General features: G+C 73.9%; 16 protein-coding genes and 1 pseudogene. 10 read left to right on the plus strand and 7 right to left on the minus strand.

Translation table 11 applies throughout. The features are described from left to right. The first annotated feature begins 65 nt into the window (after window positions 1–65). Together LUZ64_RS10200 and LUZ64_RS10205 are read left to right on the plus strand one after the other, a co-directional pair. Window positions 66–677, plus strand: coding sequence for a hypothetical protein (locus LUZ64_RS10200; protein WP_095582410.1), 612 nt, complete (start codon window positions 66–68; stop codon window positions 675–677). A 110-nt stretch (window positions 678–787) separates the two neighbouring features. Continuing rightward, window positions 788–2230, plus strand: a complete 1443-nt coding sequence (locus LUZ64_RS10205; RefSeq protein ID WP_095582409.1) for an amidase — start codon at window positions 788–790, stop codon at window positions 2228–2230. Window positions 2231–2366: 136 nt separating this feature from the next. On the opposite strand, the gene soxR is transcribed toward LUZ64_RS10205, so the two are convergent. Next, window positions 2367–2828 (minus strand): redox-sensitive transcriptional activator SoxR, encoded by a 462-nt coding sequence (gene soxR, locus LUZ64_RS10210; RefSeq protein ID WP_087928793.1) that lies wholly within the window; start codon window positions 2826–2828, stop codon window positions 2367–2369. 14 nt (window positions 2829–2842) lie between these two features. After that, on the minus strand, window positions 2843–3460 hold the full coding sequence (locus tag LUZ64_RS10215) for a TetR/AcrR family transcriptional regulator (RefSeq protein ID WP_095582408.1): 618 nt from the start codon (window positions 3458–3460) through the stop codon (window positions 2843–2845). A gap of 205 nt (window positions 3461–3665) precedes the next feature. Between LUZ64_RS10215 and LUZ64_RS10220 the strand changes: the two genes are divergently transcribed. Continuing rightward, window positions 3666–4214 (plus strand): DUF2165 domain-containing protein, encoded by a 549-nt coding sequence (locus LUZ64_RS10220; RefSeq protein ID WP_095582407.1) that lies wholly within the window; start codon window positions 3666–3668, stop codon window positions 4212–4214. Window positions 4215–4250: 36 nt separating this feature from the next. Here the strand turns inward: LUZ64_RS10220 and LUZ64_RS10225 are convergent, their stop codons facing one another. Then, window positions 4251–5348, minus strand: coding sequence for a Zn-dependent alcohol dehydrogenase (locus tag LUZ64_RS10225; protein WP_095582406.1), 1098 nt, complete (start codon window positions 5346–5348; stop codon window positions 4251–4253). A gap of 59 nt (window positions 5349–5407) precedes the next feature. Beyond that, the gene (locus tag LUZ64_RS10230; RefSeq protein ID WP_095582405.1) at window positions 5408–6826 is read right to left on the minus strand and encodes an aldehyde dehydrogenase family protein; all 1419 of its coding nucleotides are present in this window, start codon (window positions 6824–6826) and stop codon (window positions 5408–5410) included. A 227-nt stretch (window positions 6827–7053) separates the two neighbouring features. On the opposite strand from LUZ64_RS10230, the gene hmgA reads away from it, so the two are divergent. Next, the gene (hmgA, locus tag LUZ64_RS10235; RefSeq protein ID WP_095582404.1) at window positions 7054–8388 is read left to right on the plus strand and encodes a homogentisate 1,2-dioxygenase; all 1335 of its coding nucleotides are present in this window, start codon (window positions 7054–7056) and stop codon (window positions 8386–8388) included. Window positions 8389–8398: 10 nt separating this feature from the next. After that, window positions 8399–9148, plus strand: coding sequence for a GntR family transcriptional regulator (locus LUZ64_RS10240; protein WP_095582403.1), 750 nt, complete (start codon window positions 8399–8401; stop codon window positions 9146–9148). 94 nt (window positions 9149–9242) lie between these two features. On the opposite strand, the gene LUZ64_RS10245 is transcribed toward LUZ64_RS10240, so the two are convergent. Then, entirely contained in the window at window positions 9243–9977 is a 735-nt protein-coding gene (locus LUZ64_RS10245; RefSeq protein WP_095582402.1) for a TetR/AcrR family transcriptional regulator, read from the minus strand. Between the two features lie 64 nt (window positions 9978–10041). Between LUZ64_RS10245 and LUZ64_RS10250 the strand changes: the two are divergent. After that, window positions 10042–11032: pseudogene (locus LUZ64_RS10250) on the plus strand (ATP-binding cassette domain-containing protein). Next, window positions 11029–11814: an ABC transporter permease gene (locus tag LUZ64_RS10255; protein ID WP_095582401.1), complete on the plus strand. Its 786-nt coding sequence runs from the start codon at window positions 11029–11031 to the stop codon at window positions 11812–11814. Before LUZ64_RS10250 ends, LUZ64_RS10255 begins: the two are co-directional and overlap by 4 nt. Before the next feature lie 156 nt (window positions 11815–11970). On the opposite strand, the gene LUZ64_RS10260 is transcribed toward LUZ64_RS10255, so the two are convergent. Next, a complete protein-coding gene (locus LUZ64_RS10260) occupies window positions 11971–12234 on the minus strand; it encodes a hypothetical protein (RefSeq protein WP_095582400.1) in 264 nt (87 codons plus the stop codon). 242 nt (window positions 12235–12476) lie between these two features. Between LUZ64_RS10260 and LUZ64_RS10265 the strand changes: the two genes are divergently transcribed. Beyond that, a complete protein-coding gene (locus LUZ64_RS10265; protein WP_095582399.1) occupies window positions 12477–14147 on the plus strand; it encodes a serine/threonine-protein kinase in 1671 nt (556 codons plus the stop codon). Here the strand turns inward: LUZ64_RS10265 and LUZ64_RS10270 are convergent. Continuing rightward, window positions 14136–14966: an SGNH/GDSL hydrolase family protein gene (locus tag LUZ64_RS10270; protein ID WP_095582398.1), complete on the minus strand. Its 831-nt coding sequence runs from the start codon at window positions 14964–14966 to the stop codon at window positions 14136–14138. The genes LUZ64_RS10265 and LUZ64_RS10270 overlap by 12 nt on opposite strands. 406 nt (window positions 14967–15372) lie before the next feature. On the opposite strand from LUZ64_RS10270, the gene LUZ64_RS10275 reads away from it, so the two are divergent. Beyond that, a complete protein-coding gene (locus tag LUZ64_RS10275) occupies window positions 15373–15717 on the plus strand; it encodes a hypothetical protein (RefSeq protein WP_232390406.1) in 345 nt (114 codons plus the stop codon). Between the two features lies 1 nt (window position 15718). Then, window positions 15719–16813: a GNAT family N-acetyltransferase gene (locus LUZ64_RS10280; RefSeq protein WP_095582396.1), complete on the plus strand. Its 1095-nt coding sequence runs from the start codon at window positions 15719–15721 to the stop codon at window positions 16811–16813. Window positions 16814–17130 lie beyond the last annotated feature (317 nt).

A 17130-nucleotide genomic window follows, 5' to 3' on the forward strand; every position in this document is an offset into this window, starting at 1 on the left:
CGAATCGCGACGCGTTACGTCCCTTCCATGTCGATCCGAGTCCGCGCAGTCGGAGGTGGGATGCAGTGGCAGGTTTCAGAGCACTCGCACGAGAGGTGCGCAATCCACGGAACACCATCGCCTTGCGGCGGACCTCCCTGCGCAAGTGCCTCGAACGCTTCGCGCCGTACGGGCACCGGGCGACCTGGCACCACCTGTGCGCCCTGGCGGGGCTCGCCCCCGACGACCGGGCCCCCGACCCGGCCCTGCTGATCGCCGCGCTGACGGAGCTGGAGGAGGCCCGCGCGGTCTGGCTGGCGTACGAGGCGTCCTTCGCGGACCGCCGCAAGCGCGAGAAGCACGACGGCATCCGGCAGCCCAGCGCCCTGGACGACTGGCACCGCAACACCTGGGGCGGCTGTGACATCGTGCCCTGTGTGAGCCCCACGGTCTTCCCGAGCCCACGGCTGGCGGACGTCCTGCGCCGGGTGATCGCCGCGATGGAGGCGGGTCCCGTCGACGCCTGCCCGGTGTGCGCGCAGGAACGGCTGGAATGGCGCTGCGACCTGGAGCGGTATCCGATGGAGGGCCCCGTCTGCGCGGACTGCGGCATCGTGGTGCCGGTGCCCGTGCTCTCCTCAGGGGCGCTGGTCGCGGCCCGCCGCCGCGCGTTCGCCGACCGGTACGCGGCCGTGTGAACCGGCCGCCGGCGAGGGGGTGACCGCCGCCGGGGAGGGGTGGCCGCCGCCCGGTCGCGGTGCGAGGATGCCCGCGCACGGCGACATCGGGCGACGAGAAGGCGGACGGCATGACGCAGCTGCACGATCTGACCGCGCTGGAGCAGGGGGAGGCGGTACGGGCGGGGAAGATCTCCCCCGTCGAGCTGACCGAGCACTACCTGGACCGGGTGGCGCGGCTGGACGCCTCCGTGGGGGCGTTCGTCACCGTCACTCCGGAGATCGCCCGCAAGCAGGCGGCCGACGCCGAGAGCGAGGCGGCGGCCGCCCGCCGGGAGGGCCGCCCGCTGCCCCCGCTGCACGGGGTGCCGGTGCCGGTGAAGGACCTCAGCTACGTGGCCGGGGTGCGGTGCACGATGGGCTCGGCGGCGCTGGCCGACCACATGCCGGCCGTGGACGACCACGTGGTGCGGCGCCTCCGGGAAGCAGGAACGATTCTCCTCGGCAAGACCAACACCCCGGAGTTCGGGCTGCCCCCGCACACGGAGAACGACATCGCTCCGCCGGCCCGTACGCCCTGGGACCTCGGCCGGTCGGCGGGCGGTTCGAGCGGCGGGGCGGCGGCCGCGGTGGCGGCGGGGCTCGCGCCGCTGGCGCACGGCAGCGACGGCGGCGGCTCCATCCGCATCCCCGCGTCGACGTGCGGCCTCTTCGGCATCAAGCCCAGCCGCGGCAGGGTGAGTTCCGGCCCGGTCCTGCACGACGTCACCGGGCTCGCCACCTCCGGTCCGCTGGCCCGTACGGTCGCGGACGCGGCCGCGCTCCTGGACGTCCTCGCGGGGACGGAGGCGGGCGATCCGTACACCGCGCCCTCGCTGCCGCCGGGCGAGACGTTCGCCGCGGCGGCGCGGCGCGCGCCCGGGAGACTGCGGGTGGCGCTGTTCACCCGGCCGCCGGTGCCGGGGGTCGAGGCGCACCCCGAGTGCGTCCGGGCGGCGGAGGAGACGGCCGGACTGCTGCGGGAGCTCGGCCACACGGTCGAGGAGGTGGCGCTGCCGGACGACCCGACGCTGGGCGAGGCGTTCACCCGCGTCTGGGAGATCGTGGCCGCGATACGGCCGGTGCCGGAGGGGCGCGAGGAGCTGCTGACGCCCTTCACCCGGATGCTGCGGGAGCGGGGCGCCCGGGTCGGCGGGGCGGAGTTCGCCACCGCCATGTACCGGCTGCGGGCCGTGGGCCAGCTGATCGCCGACGGGCTCCAGGCGCCCGGCACCGGTTACGACGTGCTGCTGTCCCCGACGCTGGCGACCCCGCCGCTGCCGGTGGGAGGGCTGCGCGACGACCGGGACCCGGCGGCGGAGTTCGCCGCCCTGCTGCCGTTCACTCCGTTCACACCGGTCTACAACGCGACCGGGCAGCCCGCGGTGAGCGTGCCGGTGCACTGGACCGGGGAGGGGCTGCCGATCGGGGTCATGCTGGGCGGCCGGTACGGCGCGGAGACGACGCTGATCTCGCTGGCGGCCCAGCTGGAGGAGGCCCGGCCCTGGGCGGGCCGGCACCCCGCGATGTGGTGACGCGGAGGGCGGCCCCGGCCCCGCCGGGCCGCCCGGGCACACCGCCCGGGCACACCGCCCGGGCACACCGCCCGGGCACACCGCCCGGGCACACCGCCCGGGCACACCGCTCAGGCACCCCGTTCAAACGCGCCGCTCAGACGCGCCGTTCGACCAGGAGCCGCGAGCCGCTGCCGAACTGGCCGATGCGGTCGTCCGGGTTGGACAGCACACAGCTCTCCAGCGACAGGCACCCGCAGCCGATACAGCCGTCCAGGTGGTCCCGCAGCCGGCCCAGCTGCTGGATCCGGGCGTCCAGTTCGCCCCGCCACGCCTCGGAGAGCCGCGCCCAGTCCTCGTGGTTGGGCGTGCGCTCGTCGGGCAGCTCGGCGAGCGCCTCCCGGATGGTCGCGAGCGGGATGCCGACCCGCTGCGCGGCGCGGATGAAGGCGACCCGGCGCAGGGTGTCGCGGTCGAAGCGGCGCTGGTTGCCGGCCGTGCGACGGCTGCTGATCAGGCCCTTCGACTCGTAGAAGTGCAGTGCGGAGACCGCCGCGCCGCTGCGCGCGGACAGCTGGCCGACGGTGAGTTCCTGGACATCGATCGAAATCTGCGGCACGTCACGACCTTACGTCAGGGCGCGCGGTGGCCGACCATGCGCAGGACGAGGCCGGCGTAGAGCTCGCCCACCTCGTCCGGGGTGCGCTTGCCCTCCGCGTTGAACCAGCGGGCGACGTCGATGCACAGGGAGAGGACGGCGACGGTGGTGCCGGGCACGTCCGGCACGGCGAAGTCGCCGGAGGCGACGCCGTCCTCGATGACGGCCCGGATCTCCGCGTCCGTCTCGCGCCGCAGCCCGACGATCTCGGCGTAGTGCTCCTCGCCGAGCGCCCCGAGCTCGTACTGCACGACACGGGCGGTGGTGTGGTGCTCCGCGTGCCAGCGGACGAAGGCCCGTACGGCGTCGGCGAGGCGGGTGGCGGGGTCGGTGCCGGGGCGCCGCGCGCGCCGGAGCAGGTCGAGGGCGGCCCGGTGGCCGACGATGCTGATCCGGTAGAGCAGGTCCTCTTTGGTCCGGTAGTGGATGTAGAGCGCGGCGGGGCTCATGCCGGCCCGGCCGGCGATGTCCCGGGTGGTGGTGGCGTGGTAGCCGCGCTCGGCGAAGGCCGCGACGGCGGCGGTGACCAGCCGGCGGGCGGCGTCCGGTGTGACGTCGGCCCACTCCTCGGTACGCTTCGGCTCCGCGCCCATCCCACGCCCCGCTCTCCCGGCCCGCCACGGGCCCTCCGCCCGCGGGACGAACACCATACCGCGACCTGAGCAAGCGCTTAGGCGCCGGACCCGGGCCGGACCGGCCGGGCCGCGCGCGTACGCCCCCGTCGGCGCGGGCATGCATACGGGACGGGACCGCCGCGGCGCGACGGGGCGGGCCGGGGAAGCGGAAGGGGGAGGCGTGATGTCCGACGGCGGCCGGCACCCCGCTTCCCGCGCGCTGCCGCTCGCGGCCGCCGCGCTCACCGCCACCGTGGCGCTGTACATGACGCTGGTTGTGTTCGGCAACGTCACGGACTTCGGCACGAACCAGGAGTTCGTCCGGCACGTCCTGGCGATGGACACGACGTTCCGGGACGACGACCTGATGTGGCGGGCGATCACGGACCGCGGCCTCCAGGACGCCGCCTATGTCGCCGTCATCGCCTGGGAGACGCTCACCGCCCTGGCGCTGCTCGCGGGGACGGCCCTGTGGGCGCGCGGGCTGGTCGCGCGCGGGGACCGGGGCCGCGGGTTCGCGAAGGCGCGGCGGGTCAGCACACTGGGGCTGGTGATGTTCCTGCTGCTGTTCGGGATGGGGTTCCTCGCGATAGGCGGCGAGTGGTTCGCGATGTGGCAGTCCGCGAAGTGGAACGGCCTCGCGGCCGCCGCGCGCAATGTCACGCTGGGCGGCGTGGCCCTCGTGGTGATCCATCTGCCTCTCCCGGGGGCCCGGGCCGCCCCGGACCGCTGAGCGGCGCCCCGGCGGCCGGGCGCCCGGCCGGAGCCGTCAGGGCCGCGGGAAGACCACCAGCGAGCGCCCGCCGCGCCCCGCGAGCATCGCGTCGAACGCGGCCGGGACCCCGTCGAGCCCGATGCGGTCCGTCACCAGCGCGGACAGGTCGAAGCGCCCGGCGCGGACATGCCCGGCGATCACGGGGAGGTCCCTCGCCGGATCGCTGTTGCCGTAGACGCAGCCCGCGAGCGTACGCCCGAAGTGGAACAGCTCCAGGGCGGAGAAGACGACCCGCTGGTCCTGGCCGCCGATGCCGACGACCGTGGTGCGCCCGCCGCGGCGCGTGGACGACCACGCCGCGCGGATCGTCTCCGCGCGGCCCACGCACTCGACGGCCACGTCGGCGCCGTGGCCGCCGGTGAGCTTGCGGACGGCCTTCGCGGTGTCGCCGCCGGGGTCCGCGACGAGGAAGTCGGTGGCCCCGGCGGCGCGGGCCAGCTCCTCCTTCTCCGGCGAGACGTCGACGGCCACGACCGCCCCGGCGCCCGCGATGCGCGCCGACTGGAGGGTGGCGAGCCCGACGCCGCCGACGCCGTACACGGCGACGGTCTCACCGGGGCGGACCCGGGCGCTGTGGTGCACGGCGCCGTAGCCCGTGAGGACGGCGCACCCGAGCAGCGCGGCCTCGGCGAGCGGCACCCCGTCCGGCAGGGGCAGGACGGCGTTGGCCCGTACGACGGTCTCCTCGGCGAAGACCGCGGTGCCCAGGGCGGGGTGGAGCGGGGTGCCGTCGGCGGCGAGCGTGGCGTACGGGGTCGTGGTGGCCCCGGCCGCGTCGGCGCACAGCCAGGGCTCCCCGAGCCCGCAGAAGTGACAGGCGCCGCAGGAGGGCGCCCAGTTGAGGATCACCCGGTCGCCGGGCGCGACGTGGCCGACGCCCTCGCCGACGGCGGTGACGGTGCCCGCGCCCTCGTGGCCGAGGACGGCCGGTACGGGCTGCCGCAGCGTGCCGTTCGACAGCGAGAGGTCGGAGTGGCACACCCCGGCGGCGGCGAGGGCGATCCGCACCTGGCCGGGGCCGGGCGCGGGCAGGTCGATCTCGGCCGTCCGCGGGGGTTCGCCCACGGCGGTCAGTACGACGGCGCGGACCATGTCGGTCCCTTTCTCCTACGGGGTCGGGGGCACCCTCGGCGTGGGACGTCGGGGAGCCGTCAGAACTGGAGCGACTTGGTGTGCAGGTACTCCGCCAGGCCGTGCGGGCCCAGCTCGCGGCCGACGCCCGACCGCTTGTGGCCGCCGAAGGGCGCGAGGAGGTTGAACCCGCCGCCGTTGATGTCGACCTGTCCGGTGTCCATGCGGCGGGCGAAGGCGGCGGCCGTGGCCTCGTCGGCGGCCCAGACGGCGCCGCCCAGACCGTAGTCCGAGTCGTTGGCGATGCGGGCGGCCTCGTCCTCGTCGGTGTACTTGATGAAGGTGAGGACCGGGCCGAAGATCTCCTCCCGGGCGATCGTCATCTCCGGGGTGACATCGGCGAAGACGGTGGGGCGGACGAAGTAGCCCTTGTCTCGGCCCTCGGGGGCCTCGGAGCCGCCGGCGGCGAGCCGGGCGCCCTCCGCGACGCCCTTGTCGATGTAGTCGCGGACGCGGGCGTGCTGCCGGGCGTTGACCACCGGGCCGAGGCGGACCTCGGGGTCGGACGGGTCGCCGGGGACGTAGGCCGCGACGGCGGCGACCGCGAGGGCGACCGCCTCCTCGTACCGGTCGGCGTGGACGAGCGTGCGCGTCAGGGCGTTGCAGGACTGCCCGGTGTTGCGGCAGACGTCGGCGACGTTGGCGGTGACGGCCTTCTCCAGGTCCGCGCCGGGAAGGATGACGTTCGCGGACTTGCCGCCCAGTTCGAGCGCGACGCGCTTGACGGCGCCGCCGGCGATCGCGCCGATCCGCTTGCCCACGGCGGTCGAGCCGGTGAAGGAGACCAGGTCGACGCCGGGGTGCTCGGCGAGCGCCTGGCCGGCGACCGGGCCGAGGCCGGTGACGAGGTTGAAGACGCCCGCCGGGAGGCCCGCGGCGTGCACGCACTCCGCGAACAGCCGCGCGGTGAGCGGGGTGTCCTCGGCGGGCTTGAGGACGAGGGTGCAGCCGGCGGCGAGCGCCGGGGCGACCTTGGCGACGATCTGGTGGAGCGGGTAGTTCCAGGGGGTGATGGCACCGACGACCCCGACCGGCACGTGCAGCACCGTCGAATTGCCGATCCGCTCCTCGAAGGGGTACGTGGCGGCGAGCTCGGCGAACGAGCCGGTGACGGCGATCGGCAGGCCGGTGTGGACGCGGCGGGCGAAACCGGCGGGCGAGCCGAGTTCGGCGGTGACGGTGGCCGCGATCTCGTCCGCGCGGGCCGCGAGGGCCTCGCGCAGCGCGGTCAGGTGCTCGGCGCGGCGCGCGGGCGGGGTGGCGGACCAGCCGGGCAGCGCGGCGCGGGCGGCGCGCACGGCGGCGTCGACGTCCTCCGCGGTGCCGGCCGGGACGGTGCCGATGACCTGCTCGTCGGCCGGGTTCACGACCTCGATCGTGTCGGTGCCGGCGGCGGGTCGCCAGTCTCCGTCGATGTACATGCCGTCGTGCGCGATCACTGGCCATCTCCTTGCGGTGTCGGTCTCCCGGAGCCCCGTGACGGACCCCGAACCCCCGTGCCGTCTCAACCTAATGGGGATGACCGGGGCACACCAGAGGCACCGGTTCCGGTACGGCCGGTAACAGGTCGGCGCCGGCGCGCGGCCCGCCGCGGCTGATCCATTGACGTGCCCGGCACGGAATCCTACGGTCTCCCATAGGAATCCATCGGCGCTGGGAGCACGCGATGAGCGACACGGGCAACGGACACGCGCGGACACCGGCCGACGAGCCGGCGTACCTGTCCGGGTTCGGCAACGAGCACAGCAGCGAGGCGGTACCCGGCGCGCTTCCGGAAGGCCGGAACTCGCCGCAGCGCGCCCCCCTCGGGCTCTACGCGGAGCAGCTGAGCGGCACCGCCTTCACCGAGCCCCGGCGCAGCAACCGGCGGTCGTGGCTCTACCGGATCCGGCCCTCCGCCGCCCATCCGCCCTTCACCCGGACCGGCAACGGCGCCCTCGCCGCCGCGCCCTTCGCCGACGCCGTGCCCGACCCCAACCGGCTGCGCTGGGACCCGCTGCCCGAGCCCGCCGAGGGCACCGACTTCGTCACCGGCCTGTGGACCCTGGGCGGCAACGGCGACGTCACCCAGCGCACGGGCATGGCCGTGCACCTCTACACCGCCAACGCCTCGATGACGGACCGGGTCTTCAGCGACTCCGACGGCGAGCTGCTGATCGTCCCCGAACACGGCGCGCTGCTGCTGCGCACGGAGTTCGGGCTGCTGCGCGCCGCGCCGGGCGAGGTCGCGCTGATCCCGCGCGGGGTGCGGTTCCGGGTGGAGCTCCCGGACGGCACCGCGCGCGGCTACGTCTGCGAGAACTACGGACAGCCCTTCGTCCTCCCCGACCTCGGGCCGATCGGCGCCAACGGCCTGGCCAACGCACGGGACTTCCGCGCGCCCGTCGCGGCCTACGAGGACGTGGAGCGCCCGGTCGAGGTGGTCAACAAGTTCTGCGGGAACCTCTGGGCGGCCACCTACGACCACTCGCCGCTGGACGTCGTCGCCTGGCACGGCAACCTCGTGCCGTACGTCTACGACCTGCGCCGCTTCAATGTGATCGGCTCGATCAGCTATGACCACCCGGACCCGTCGATCTTCACGGTACTCACCTCCCCCTCGGACACCCCGGGCCTGGCGGGCGTCGACTTCGTCGTCTTCGCGCCGCGCTGGCTGGTGGGCGAGGACACCTTCCGGCCGCCGTACTTCCACCGGAACGTGATGAGCGAGTACATGGGCCTGATCGAGGGGGCGTACGACGCCAAGGCCGCCGGCAAGGGGGGCTTCGTCCCCGGCGGCGGATCGCTGCACAACATGATGTCCGCGCACGGACCCGACCGGGAGACCTTCGACAAGGCGAGCGCCGCGGAGCTGAAGCCGCACAAGGTGGACGACGGCCTCGCCTTCATGTTCGAGACGCGCTGGCCGATCACCGTGGCGGAGCAGGCCCGGACCGCCCGCCACCTCCAGGCGCGTTACGACGCGGTGTGGCAGGGTCTGGAGCGCCATTTCCGCCAGTGAGGGAGTTTCCGTGACCACCTTCGCCCCCGACTCCCTCGCCCTCAACCGCAAGCTGCCGCTGTGGTATCAGGTGTCACAGTCGCTGCGCGCCTCCATACTCGGGCGCCGTGCCGGCGATCCCCTGCGGCTGCCCACCGAGGACGCCCTCGCCGCCCACTACGGCGTCAGCGTCCTGACCATGCGGCAGGCGCTCAAGGAGCTGGAGGCGGAGGGGCTGATCACCCGGCACCGGCGGCGCGGCACGTTCATCGAGCCGAGCGCCCGGCGGGGCTCGCCCGTGCGGCTGCTCGGCTCGGTGGACACCATCGTGGCCCAGCAGTCCGGCGAGCGCACGGAGATCCTGGACCACGGCCCGGAGAAGATCCCGGCGGAACTGGCCGAGCACTTCCCGGACCTGGAGGAGGCGGTGTCCTACCGGCGGCTGCGCTGCGACGGCGCGACGGGCGAACCGACGAACTGGGCGGAGAACCTCGTGCGCCCCGAGCTCGCCGGGCGCATCGACCTCGCGGACCTCACCCGCTGGCCGATGACCAAGGTGCTGCGTGACGCCGTGGGCGTGACGATCAGCCGCATCACGGACACCGTGGAGGCCAGGCTCGCGGACCCGGAGACGGCCAAGCTGCTCCAGGTGCCGCTGCTCAGCCCGATCCTGCACTACACCGGCGTCACCTACGACGACCGCGGCCGGGCCGTGGACATCGCCCGGATCCGCTACCGGGGCGACCGCTTCTCGTTCACGGTCACGCTCGACGCGCACTGAGACGGCGGCGTTCCGCCCGGGCACGGCGGGCGCGGGTCGCGGTGCCGCCGCCCGGTCGCCTTCCGGCAGCGGGCGGGGCCCCGCCCGGATCCGGCTACGCGCCGCTCCGGCCCTCCGCCTCGAAGCCGTCCAGGATCCGGTCGATCGCCCGCGCGAAGACCTCGTCCAGATCGATCGCCCCGGGCCCCTCCGTCAGCGTGCGTGCCATCCGGGGATACCGCCCCTCCGACAGCACCCGCATCAGATACGCCGCCCGCACCGCCTCCTCCTCCCCCGGCGGGTACGGGGAGGCACGAGCCCGCTCCGCCGTCGCCAGCTCGTTGGAGACGTAGGCGGTGATCACACCGTTGAGCATGGCGAGCAGTTCCACCTTCGTACCGCTCTCGACGTCCAGCGTTTCCATGGCCCACAGCGCGTACTCGAAGTAGCGCAGGGCGTTCGGGCTGAAGCCGTAGACGGGCGACATCAGGCGGGGCACCCAGGGATGGCGGTGCATCAGGGCGCGCGTCTGCCCGGCGAGCGCCTTCAGGTCGGCGCGCCAGTCGCCCGAGGGCTCCCGCGAGAGGTCGTAGCCGGCGACGACCGCGTCGACCATCAGCTCGTAGAGCTCCTCCTTGCGCGGCACGTAGTTGTAGAGCGACATCGTGCCGCAGCCGATCTCGGCCGCCACCCGTCGCATGGAGACGGCGTCGAGCCCCTCGGCGTCGGCGACCCGCACGGCCGCCGCCGCGATCTCGGCGCGGGTGTGCGCGGGGCGCGGGCCGCGGCCGGCCCTTTCCGGGCGCGCCCAGATCACCTCGGGGCGGGCCGTTCGGCCGCTGGCTGCCATGAATCATCACCTCGTCCACCATCGTAGTTACGTACGGCGTACGTAGTGGAGTATGGTTCGCCCCATGACTACGTACGCTGTACTTAGTGAAGGTCTGGAGAAGCGTTTCGCCGGTGTCCACGCGCTGCGTGGCCTCGATCTGGCCGTGCCGGAGGGCACGGTGTGCGGCCTGCTCGGGCCGAACGGCCCGGGAGAAGTCGCCGAGCGCGGGCCGCCTCCTGACGACACTCCTCACCCCCGACGCGGGCTCCGCCCGCGTCGCCGGGCACGACGTCGTGCGGGCGCCGGGCGAGGTCCGCCGCGCGATCGGCGTCACCGGCCAGGCCACCTCGGTGGACACCGATCTGACGGGCCGCGAGAACCTGCGGCTGTTCGCCCGGCTGCACCGGCTGCGGGGCGACACCGCGCACGCCCGCGCCGAGGTGCTGCTGGACCGGTTCGGCCTCGGCGCGGCGGCCGACCGCCCGGCCCGCACCTACTCCGGCGGCATGCGCCGCCGCCTCGACCTGGCCGCGAGCCTGCTCACCCGGCCCCGGGTGCTCTTCCTCGACGAGCCGACCACGGGCCTCGACCCCGCCAGCCGGAACGCCATCTGGGAGGTGGTCCGCGAGCTGACCCTCTCCGGCACCACCGTGCTGCTGACCACGCAGTACCTGGAGGAGGCGGACCAGCTGGCCGACGACGTCGCGCTGATCGACCAGGGCCGGGTCACCGTGCGCGGCACTCCGGACGCGCTGAAGGCGGAGATCGGCTCCTACGCGGAGGTGGTCGTCGCCGAGGAGGCCGCGCTGCCCGGGGCCGCGGTGGTCCTGGACCGGCTCACCGGCAACCGCCCGGCCCTGGACGCCGGGCGCCGCACCGCCGGCGCGGCGACCACGGACGCCTCGCTCACCCTGCCGCGCCTGGTGCGCGAGCTCGACGCGGCGGGCGTGCCCATCGTGGACGCCGCGCTGCGCCGGCCCACCCTGGACGAGGTCTTCCTACGCCTCACCGCTCCCGCCGACGCCACGACCGGCACCGACACCGACACCGACACCGAGGGGATCGCCGCATGACCGCCTTCGTCCTGTCCGACAGCCGGGCCATGCTCGGCCGCAACCTCCGGCGGATGCGGCACGCGCCCGGACTGTTCGTCATCACCATGACCATGCCGGTGACCATGCTGCTCTTCTTCGGCTACGTCTTCGGCAGCGCGATGGTGGTGGCGGACGGCGGCTACCGCGCCTATCTGGTGCCGGGCCTGCTCGTGGCGACCGCCGTCAACGGCGTCATGACCGCGATGCTGGCCTCCGCCCAGGACTGCCAGCGGGGCGTCATGGACCGCTTCCGCACGCTGCCGATGAGCCGCTTCGCGATCCCGGCCGGGCAGACCGCCTCGGACGTGCTGCTCGCGGCGCTCGGCCTGGTGCCGCTGGTGCTGTGCGGGCTGGCGGTCGGCTGGCGGATCGAGGGCGGACCGGCCGGCGCGGCGGGGGCCTTCGCGCTGCTGCTGCTCTTCCGGCTGGCCACGGCCTGGACCGGGCACTACATCGGACTGCTGGTCGGCACGGAGGAGGCCGCCGGTCAGCTGGGCGCGGCCACCTTCATGCTGCCGCTGCTGTCAAACGCTTACGTGCCGACCGACGGGATGCCGGGCTGGCTGCGGACGGTGGCCGAGTGGAACCCGATCAGCGCGGTCGTCACCGCCTGCCGGGACCTCTTCGGCAACGGCGGTCCGGCAGCGGACGTCTCCTGGCCGGTCGCCCATCCCGTCCTGGCGTCGGTCGGGTGGTGCGTCCTGCTGCTGGCGGTGTTCGTGCCGCTCACCGTCCGGCGGTACGGGCGCGACTCGGCCTGACGGCGCGTCGGCGGGAGGCCGGACGGCGAGCGGCGGGAAGGTCTCGGGGCGGGCGGGCGGCAGCGCCGTGCGACCGCCCCCGGGGAGAGGGTGCGCGGCCGACTGCGCCTGTCCGGGCCGGCGCGGCGGGCTCCGCTGTCCGGGCCGGGTGCGGGGTCAGCCGTGGTTGCCGAACAGGGAGCGGCGCAGCCGCTTCAGGGGCGCCAGGAGCGAGACCTTGGCGGTCCGGCCCTGCTTGGCCCGCGTCTGGTCACGCGAGGTCAGCTCACGCATGAGCAGGGTCGCGCCCTCGACCTCCCGCTGAGGGACGGCGGGGCCGCCCAGCACCGCGAGATGGCGGTCGAGCCGCGCGCTGGAGGCGCTGCTTTTGCAGTTGATGGCGGGCACTCGAGCCCGCCCGCGCATTGCTATCTGATCCATCGAAGTCTCCCCACCCGTACGAGGCACCCGGCCCAGGCAGGGTAACCCTACCGCCCCTTTCCGTCACCCACGCATCGGCGGTGCCGATTCACCGTTACGTCAAGGGCGTTGACGAACCTGGCGTGAACCTGCCGTCACTGTGGGCGAGTTGATCGGGACCGGAATGTGCGTAACCGGGGGCAATCACGCTCCGTTGCGGTACATTCACCCGGAATCACTCTCTCGCGGGAGGGGACCCGGCGATGAGCGGGGATTTCGGGGCTTCCGGGGACGGCCGGGCGGCCCGGCTGGTGGCGGGCCGTTACCGGCTCGTGGACCGGCTGGGACACGGCGGCATGGGCGTGGTGTGGCGGGCCCGTGACGAGCTGCTGGACCGCGAGGTGGCCGTGAAGGAGGTCCGCGCGCCGGCCGGCCTCCTCGAGCACGAGGTGACCCTGCTCCACGCGCGGCTCGAGCGCGAGGGGCGCGCGGCGGCGCGGATCGCGCACCCCAATGTCGTCACCGTCCATGACGTGGCGACCGAGGACGGCCGCCCCTGGATCGTGATGGAGCTGGTCCGCGGCCTGTCGCTGGCCGACGTCCTGGAGGCGGAGGGGCGGCTCGCACCGGCGCGCGCGGCGCACATCGGCGCGGAGGTGCTGGCCGCGCTCCGAGCCGCCCACGGGGTCGGCGTGTTGCACCGCGACGTGAAGCCCGGCAACGTCCTCGTCGCCGCCGACGGCCGGGTGGTCCTCACCGACTTCGGCATCGCGACGGTCCAGGGGAACACGGCGCTGACCCGGACCGGCGAGCTGGTGGGCTCCCCCGAGTACCTCGCGCCGGAGCGCGCGCTGGGACGTCCGCCCGGCACCGCCTCGGACCTCTGGTCGCTCGGGGTGATGCTGTACGCCGCGGTGGAGGGCTTCTCGCCGTTCCGCCAGGACACCCCGCTGAGCACGATGCGGGCCGTGGTGGACCAGGTGTTCCCGCCGCCGCGCCGGGCGGGAGCCCTCACGCCCGTACTGGAAGGGCTGTTGCGCAAGGACCCGGCGGAGCGGCTCGGCGCGGCGGAGGCGGAGCGGATGCTGCGCGCCGCGGCGGCGGGCGCCGCCCCCGTCGGGCGCGCGCCCGACGTCCCGTACGCCCCGACCGTCGTCGCGCACTCCGCGCCCCCGGCGCCGGACAGGGCGCGCGCCGGCGGGGACGCGCCGCGCGGCCCCGATGCCGACGGTCCGGTCGCCCCCGCCGGACCGGACGGCGGGCGGCGGAAGCGGACGGGACCCGTGGTGGCCGCGGCGGTGCTGGTCACCGCCGCGCTGGCGGGCGGGCTGGCCTGGGCGCTGGCGGGCGGTGACGACGAGCCGGGCGGCGATGCCTCGGCACGCGAGGGCAAGGACGCCGTGGCCGGCTCGTCCCGGGCCACCGGAGCGGCCTCCGCCGACGGCCCGGCGCGGGTCGCGCTCGACGCCGTGCGCGACCGCTACACCGGCCCCTGCCCGCCGCCGGCGGCGGCCGCGCCGGCCTTTTCCGCGACCGTCACCGTCGGGCGTGTGCCGGTGGAGGTCACCTACCGCTGGGTGACGGGCAGCGGTAAAGTCACGGACGGCGGCTGGCGTACCGAACGCTTCACCGAGCGGCGCACGACCGTACGGCACACGGAGTCCGGGCGCCGGGCGACGGACCCGGGCAAGGACTGGATCGCGATGGAGATCAGGAGCCCGCAGCGACTGACCTCCTCCCATGTCTCGTTCACGGTGGACTGCCGGAAGGAGCCGAAGGACGGCACCTCGTCACCCGCCCCGCCCTCACGTCCCGGCTCACCGAGCGGCCGGGGAAAGCCGTCGGCGTCGGCGGGCGCGCCGTCGGGCACGGAGGGCACGGACGGCGGTACGACCTACGGCGGCGCCGTGGGGCCGGGCCGTTCAGGCGGCTGAGGCGAAGACCGGCAGATAGCCGCCCGACTGCCCGGCGGCGTTGGGGTGGTAGGACTCGTCCACGGGCAGCGCCACGCTGTTGAGCCAGGGCTTGCCGGAGCAGATCTCGTGTCCGGCGAACGTGGTGTTGATGTCGGCGTAGGCGAAGCCGTGATCAGCCGCGCGCTTGGCGATGACGGTGTCGATGTGGTCGGCCGCGGCGTTGATGGCGGAGCGCTTCTTCTCGCTCAGCCCGCCGATACAGCCGCCGCCGAGGTGGTAGAAGCGCGGGTAGCCGATGACGACGACCCGGGCGGCGGGGGCCTTGGCCGAGATGGCGGAGTAGACCTTGTCCAGCTGTCCGGGCAGGGTGCCGCTGATGTACGCGCGCGCCCGGTCGATCCGGCTCAGGCAGGCGCTGTCGCCGTTGAACACGCAGGTCGTCATGGTGTCGGCGAATCCCGCGTCGTTGCCGCCGACGCTGATGCTGACGAGCCCGGTGGAGGCGCTCAGCGGGCCGAGCTGGCCGCTCAGCACATCACCCGTACGGGCGCCCGAGCAGGCCGTGAAGGCGAAGCTCGACGGCTTGTGGGCCGCCGCCCAGAGGGCGGGGTAGGCCTTGGTGCTGCGCTTGCAGGAGCCGCTGTTCGCGTCGTAGCCGCCGGCGCCGACGCCCGAGGAGTAGGAGTCGCCGAGGGCCACGTAGCCGGTGGCCGCGGCTCTCTCCGCGGGTCTCCGCTCCGCTTTCCCGTCGGCGTGCGCGACCCCGCCCACACCGAGGGTGAGGGCGGCGGTCAGGGCGAACGCCGATACGGAACTCACGAACCAGGACAGTTTCATGGACTCTCCTTTACCAGGGTTTCCGGTGTGTCCTGGATAGCAGCCACGGAGGGTTGCCGGAAGTGTCCATGTCAAAACTGCGGGGAAAGGGAAGCGGTCGGCTTCGCGACGGGAAAGATTTCTGACGAGCTGCCAGTTTTTCGCCGAAGTTCATTCGACGGAAAGACTCCGGTTTCCACCCCGACGGCGTAACCGGAGGCCGTTTGCACGGCCTTCACATCTTGACGGGCCTCCGCCGATTGCGCGACATTGAAGGCTTCGGCATCCGGCGCTTCGGGGGGCAAAGTCGCCAATGCAGAGCTTCACAGATCCCACCGGTCTCACCGATCCCAATAGTCCGTCCGAACCTTCGATCGACGAATGCGGCGACACCGGGAGGAGACCGCCGGCCGGGGATTCCCTCCCCATGGCGGCGGGGGCCGCCGCGGCCATCGCGGGAACGGGCGCCGTGCTCGCGCTCGCCGACATCGGCTCACCGCTGCGGGCACCGCTCACCCTGTTCTTCCTGATCGTCGCGCCCGCGTGCGCCGTGGGGGCCGCGCTGCGGGGGCTCGATCCGCTCAGCCGGTCGGTGGTGGCGGCCGGCGGGGCCGTGGCCGTCGATCTGCTGATCGCGCAGACCATGCTCGCGCTGCACGTCTGGACGGTGCGGGGCGGTGTGGCCGCGGTCGCGGCCGTCAGCCTCCTTCTGTTCCTGCTGGCACACGCGCGGCGCCACCGGGGTCGCACGGAGAGAAGTCGGACGTCCTGAGGTGAACATCAGCGTGTACCGCCCGGGCGAGCTCACAGCGGCCGACCGGGCGGCGTGGACAGCTCTCCAGTCACGGGCGGTGGCGGACGGCTCGCCGCAGCTCGCGAATCCTTTCCTCGCACCGGAGTTCGCCCTGGCCGTCGGCCGCTGCCGGGGCTCCGCCCGGATAGCGGTGGTCCGCGAGGACGGCGAGCCGGTGGGTTTCTTCCCTTATCAGCGGACCCCGCTGGGCGTCGGCCGGGCGATAGGTCTCGGGGTCTCGGACGCCCAGGGGCTGGTGCACGGCCCCGGGTTCCAGTGGGACGCCCGCGAGCTGCTGCTCGCCTGCGGGCTGTCCGTCTGGGAGTTCGACCACCTGGTGGAGGGCCAGAAGCCGTTCGAGACCGGCGCCTCCGGTTCGTACGCCTCCCCGGTCGTCGACGTGGAGCAGGGCTTCGGCGCCTACCTCGCGACGCTGCGCAAGCAGTCGCCCAAGTTCACCCGCACCACGCTCGCCAAGGAGCGCCGGATGTCCCGGGACCTCGGCGACGTGCGCTACGTCCACGACGAGCGCGATCCGGACGTCCTGCGCACCCTGGTCGGCTGGAAGTCGGCCCAGTACCGAAGAACGGGCCGCAGCGACCGCTTCGCGCGGCCCTGGATATCCCTCCTGGTCGAGCAGCTGTTCCACACCCGCACCGAGTCCTTCGCGGGGCTGCTCTCGGTCCTCTACGCCGGCGACCGCCCGCTCGCGGCCCACTTCGGGCTGCGCTCGCGGTCGGTGCTCGCCTGCTGGTTCCCGGCGTACGACCCGTCGTTCGCCAAGTACTCCCCGGGCCTGGTGCTGCATCTGCGGATGGCGGAGGGGGCCGCCACCGGGGGCCTGGCCTACCTGGACCTCGGGCGCGGCGAGAAGGCGTACAAGGACTCGCTGAAGACCAGGGAGCTCAGCGTCTCGGAGGGCTGGGTGACACGCCGTCATCCCGTCGCGCTGGGGCACCGGATACGGCGCGCGCCGGTGCGGGCGCTGCGCAACACCGTGCTGGCCCGGCCGGAACTCTTCGAACCCGCGGACCGATTGCTGAAACGCATGGGGCGCATTCGCGAAGGCGGGTGAGGCGCATTGCGCCGTTAATGCGCCCCTAATGCGCCGTCAACGGCGCACAACGTCAACTGGACGTGTGAATCGGGCGCAAAAAACACCCAAAGGAGGAGTCACCGCACCACCTCTTGCCATACAGTCTCAAGCATCAATACCGTCGTACATCCACCCGCATCGGCCCATCGGTAAGCGGCTCAAGGGGAGGGCTCAAGCGTTGCGATGGTGCCCGGGGCGGGAGCGCGGTGGGGGGTGCCGCGTTCGGTAGGACCACAGTCGCCGAGTCGCGTACCGCGCGGTCGGCAGCCGTTGCATCTCACCTTGCCCATGCGGTG

The organism is Streptomyces albireticuli (assembly GCF_021228125.1).
Lineage (GTDB): Bacteria > Actinomycetota > Actinomycetes > Streptomycetales > Streptomycetaceae > Streptomyces > Streptomyces albireticuli.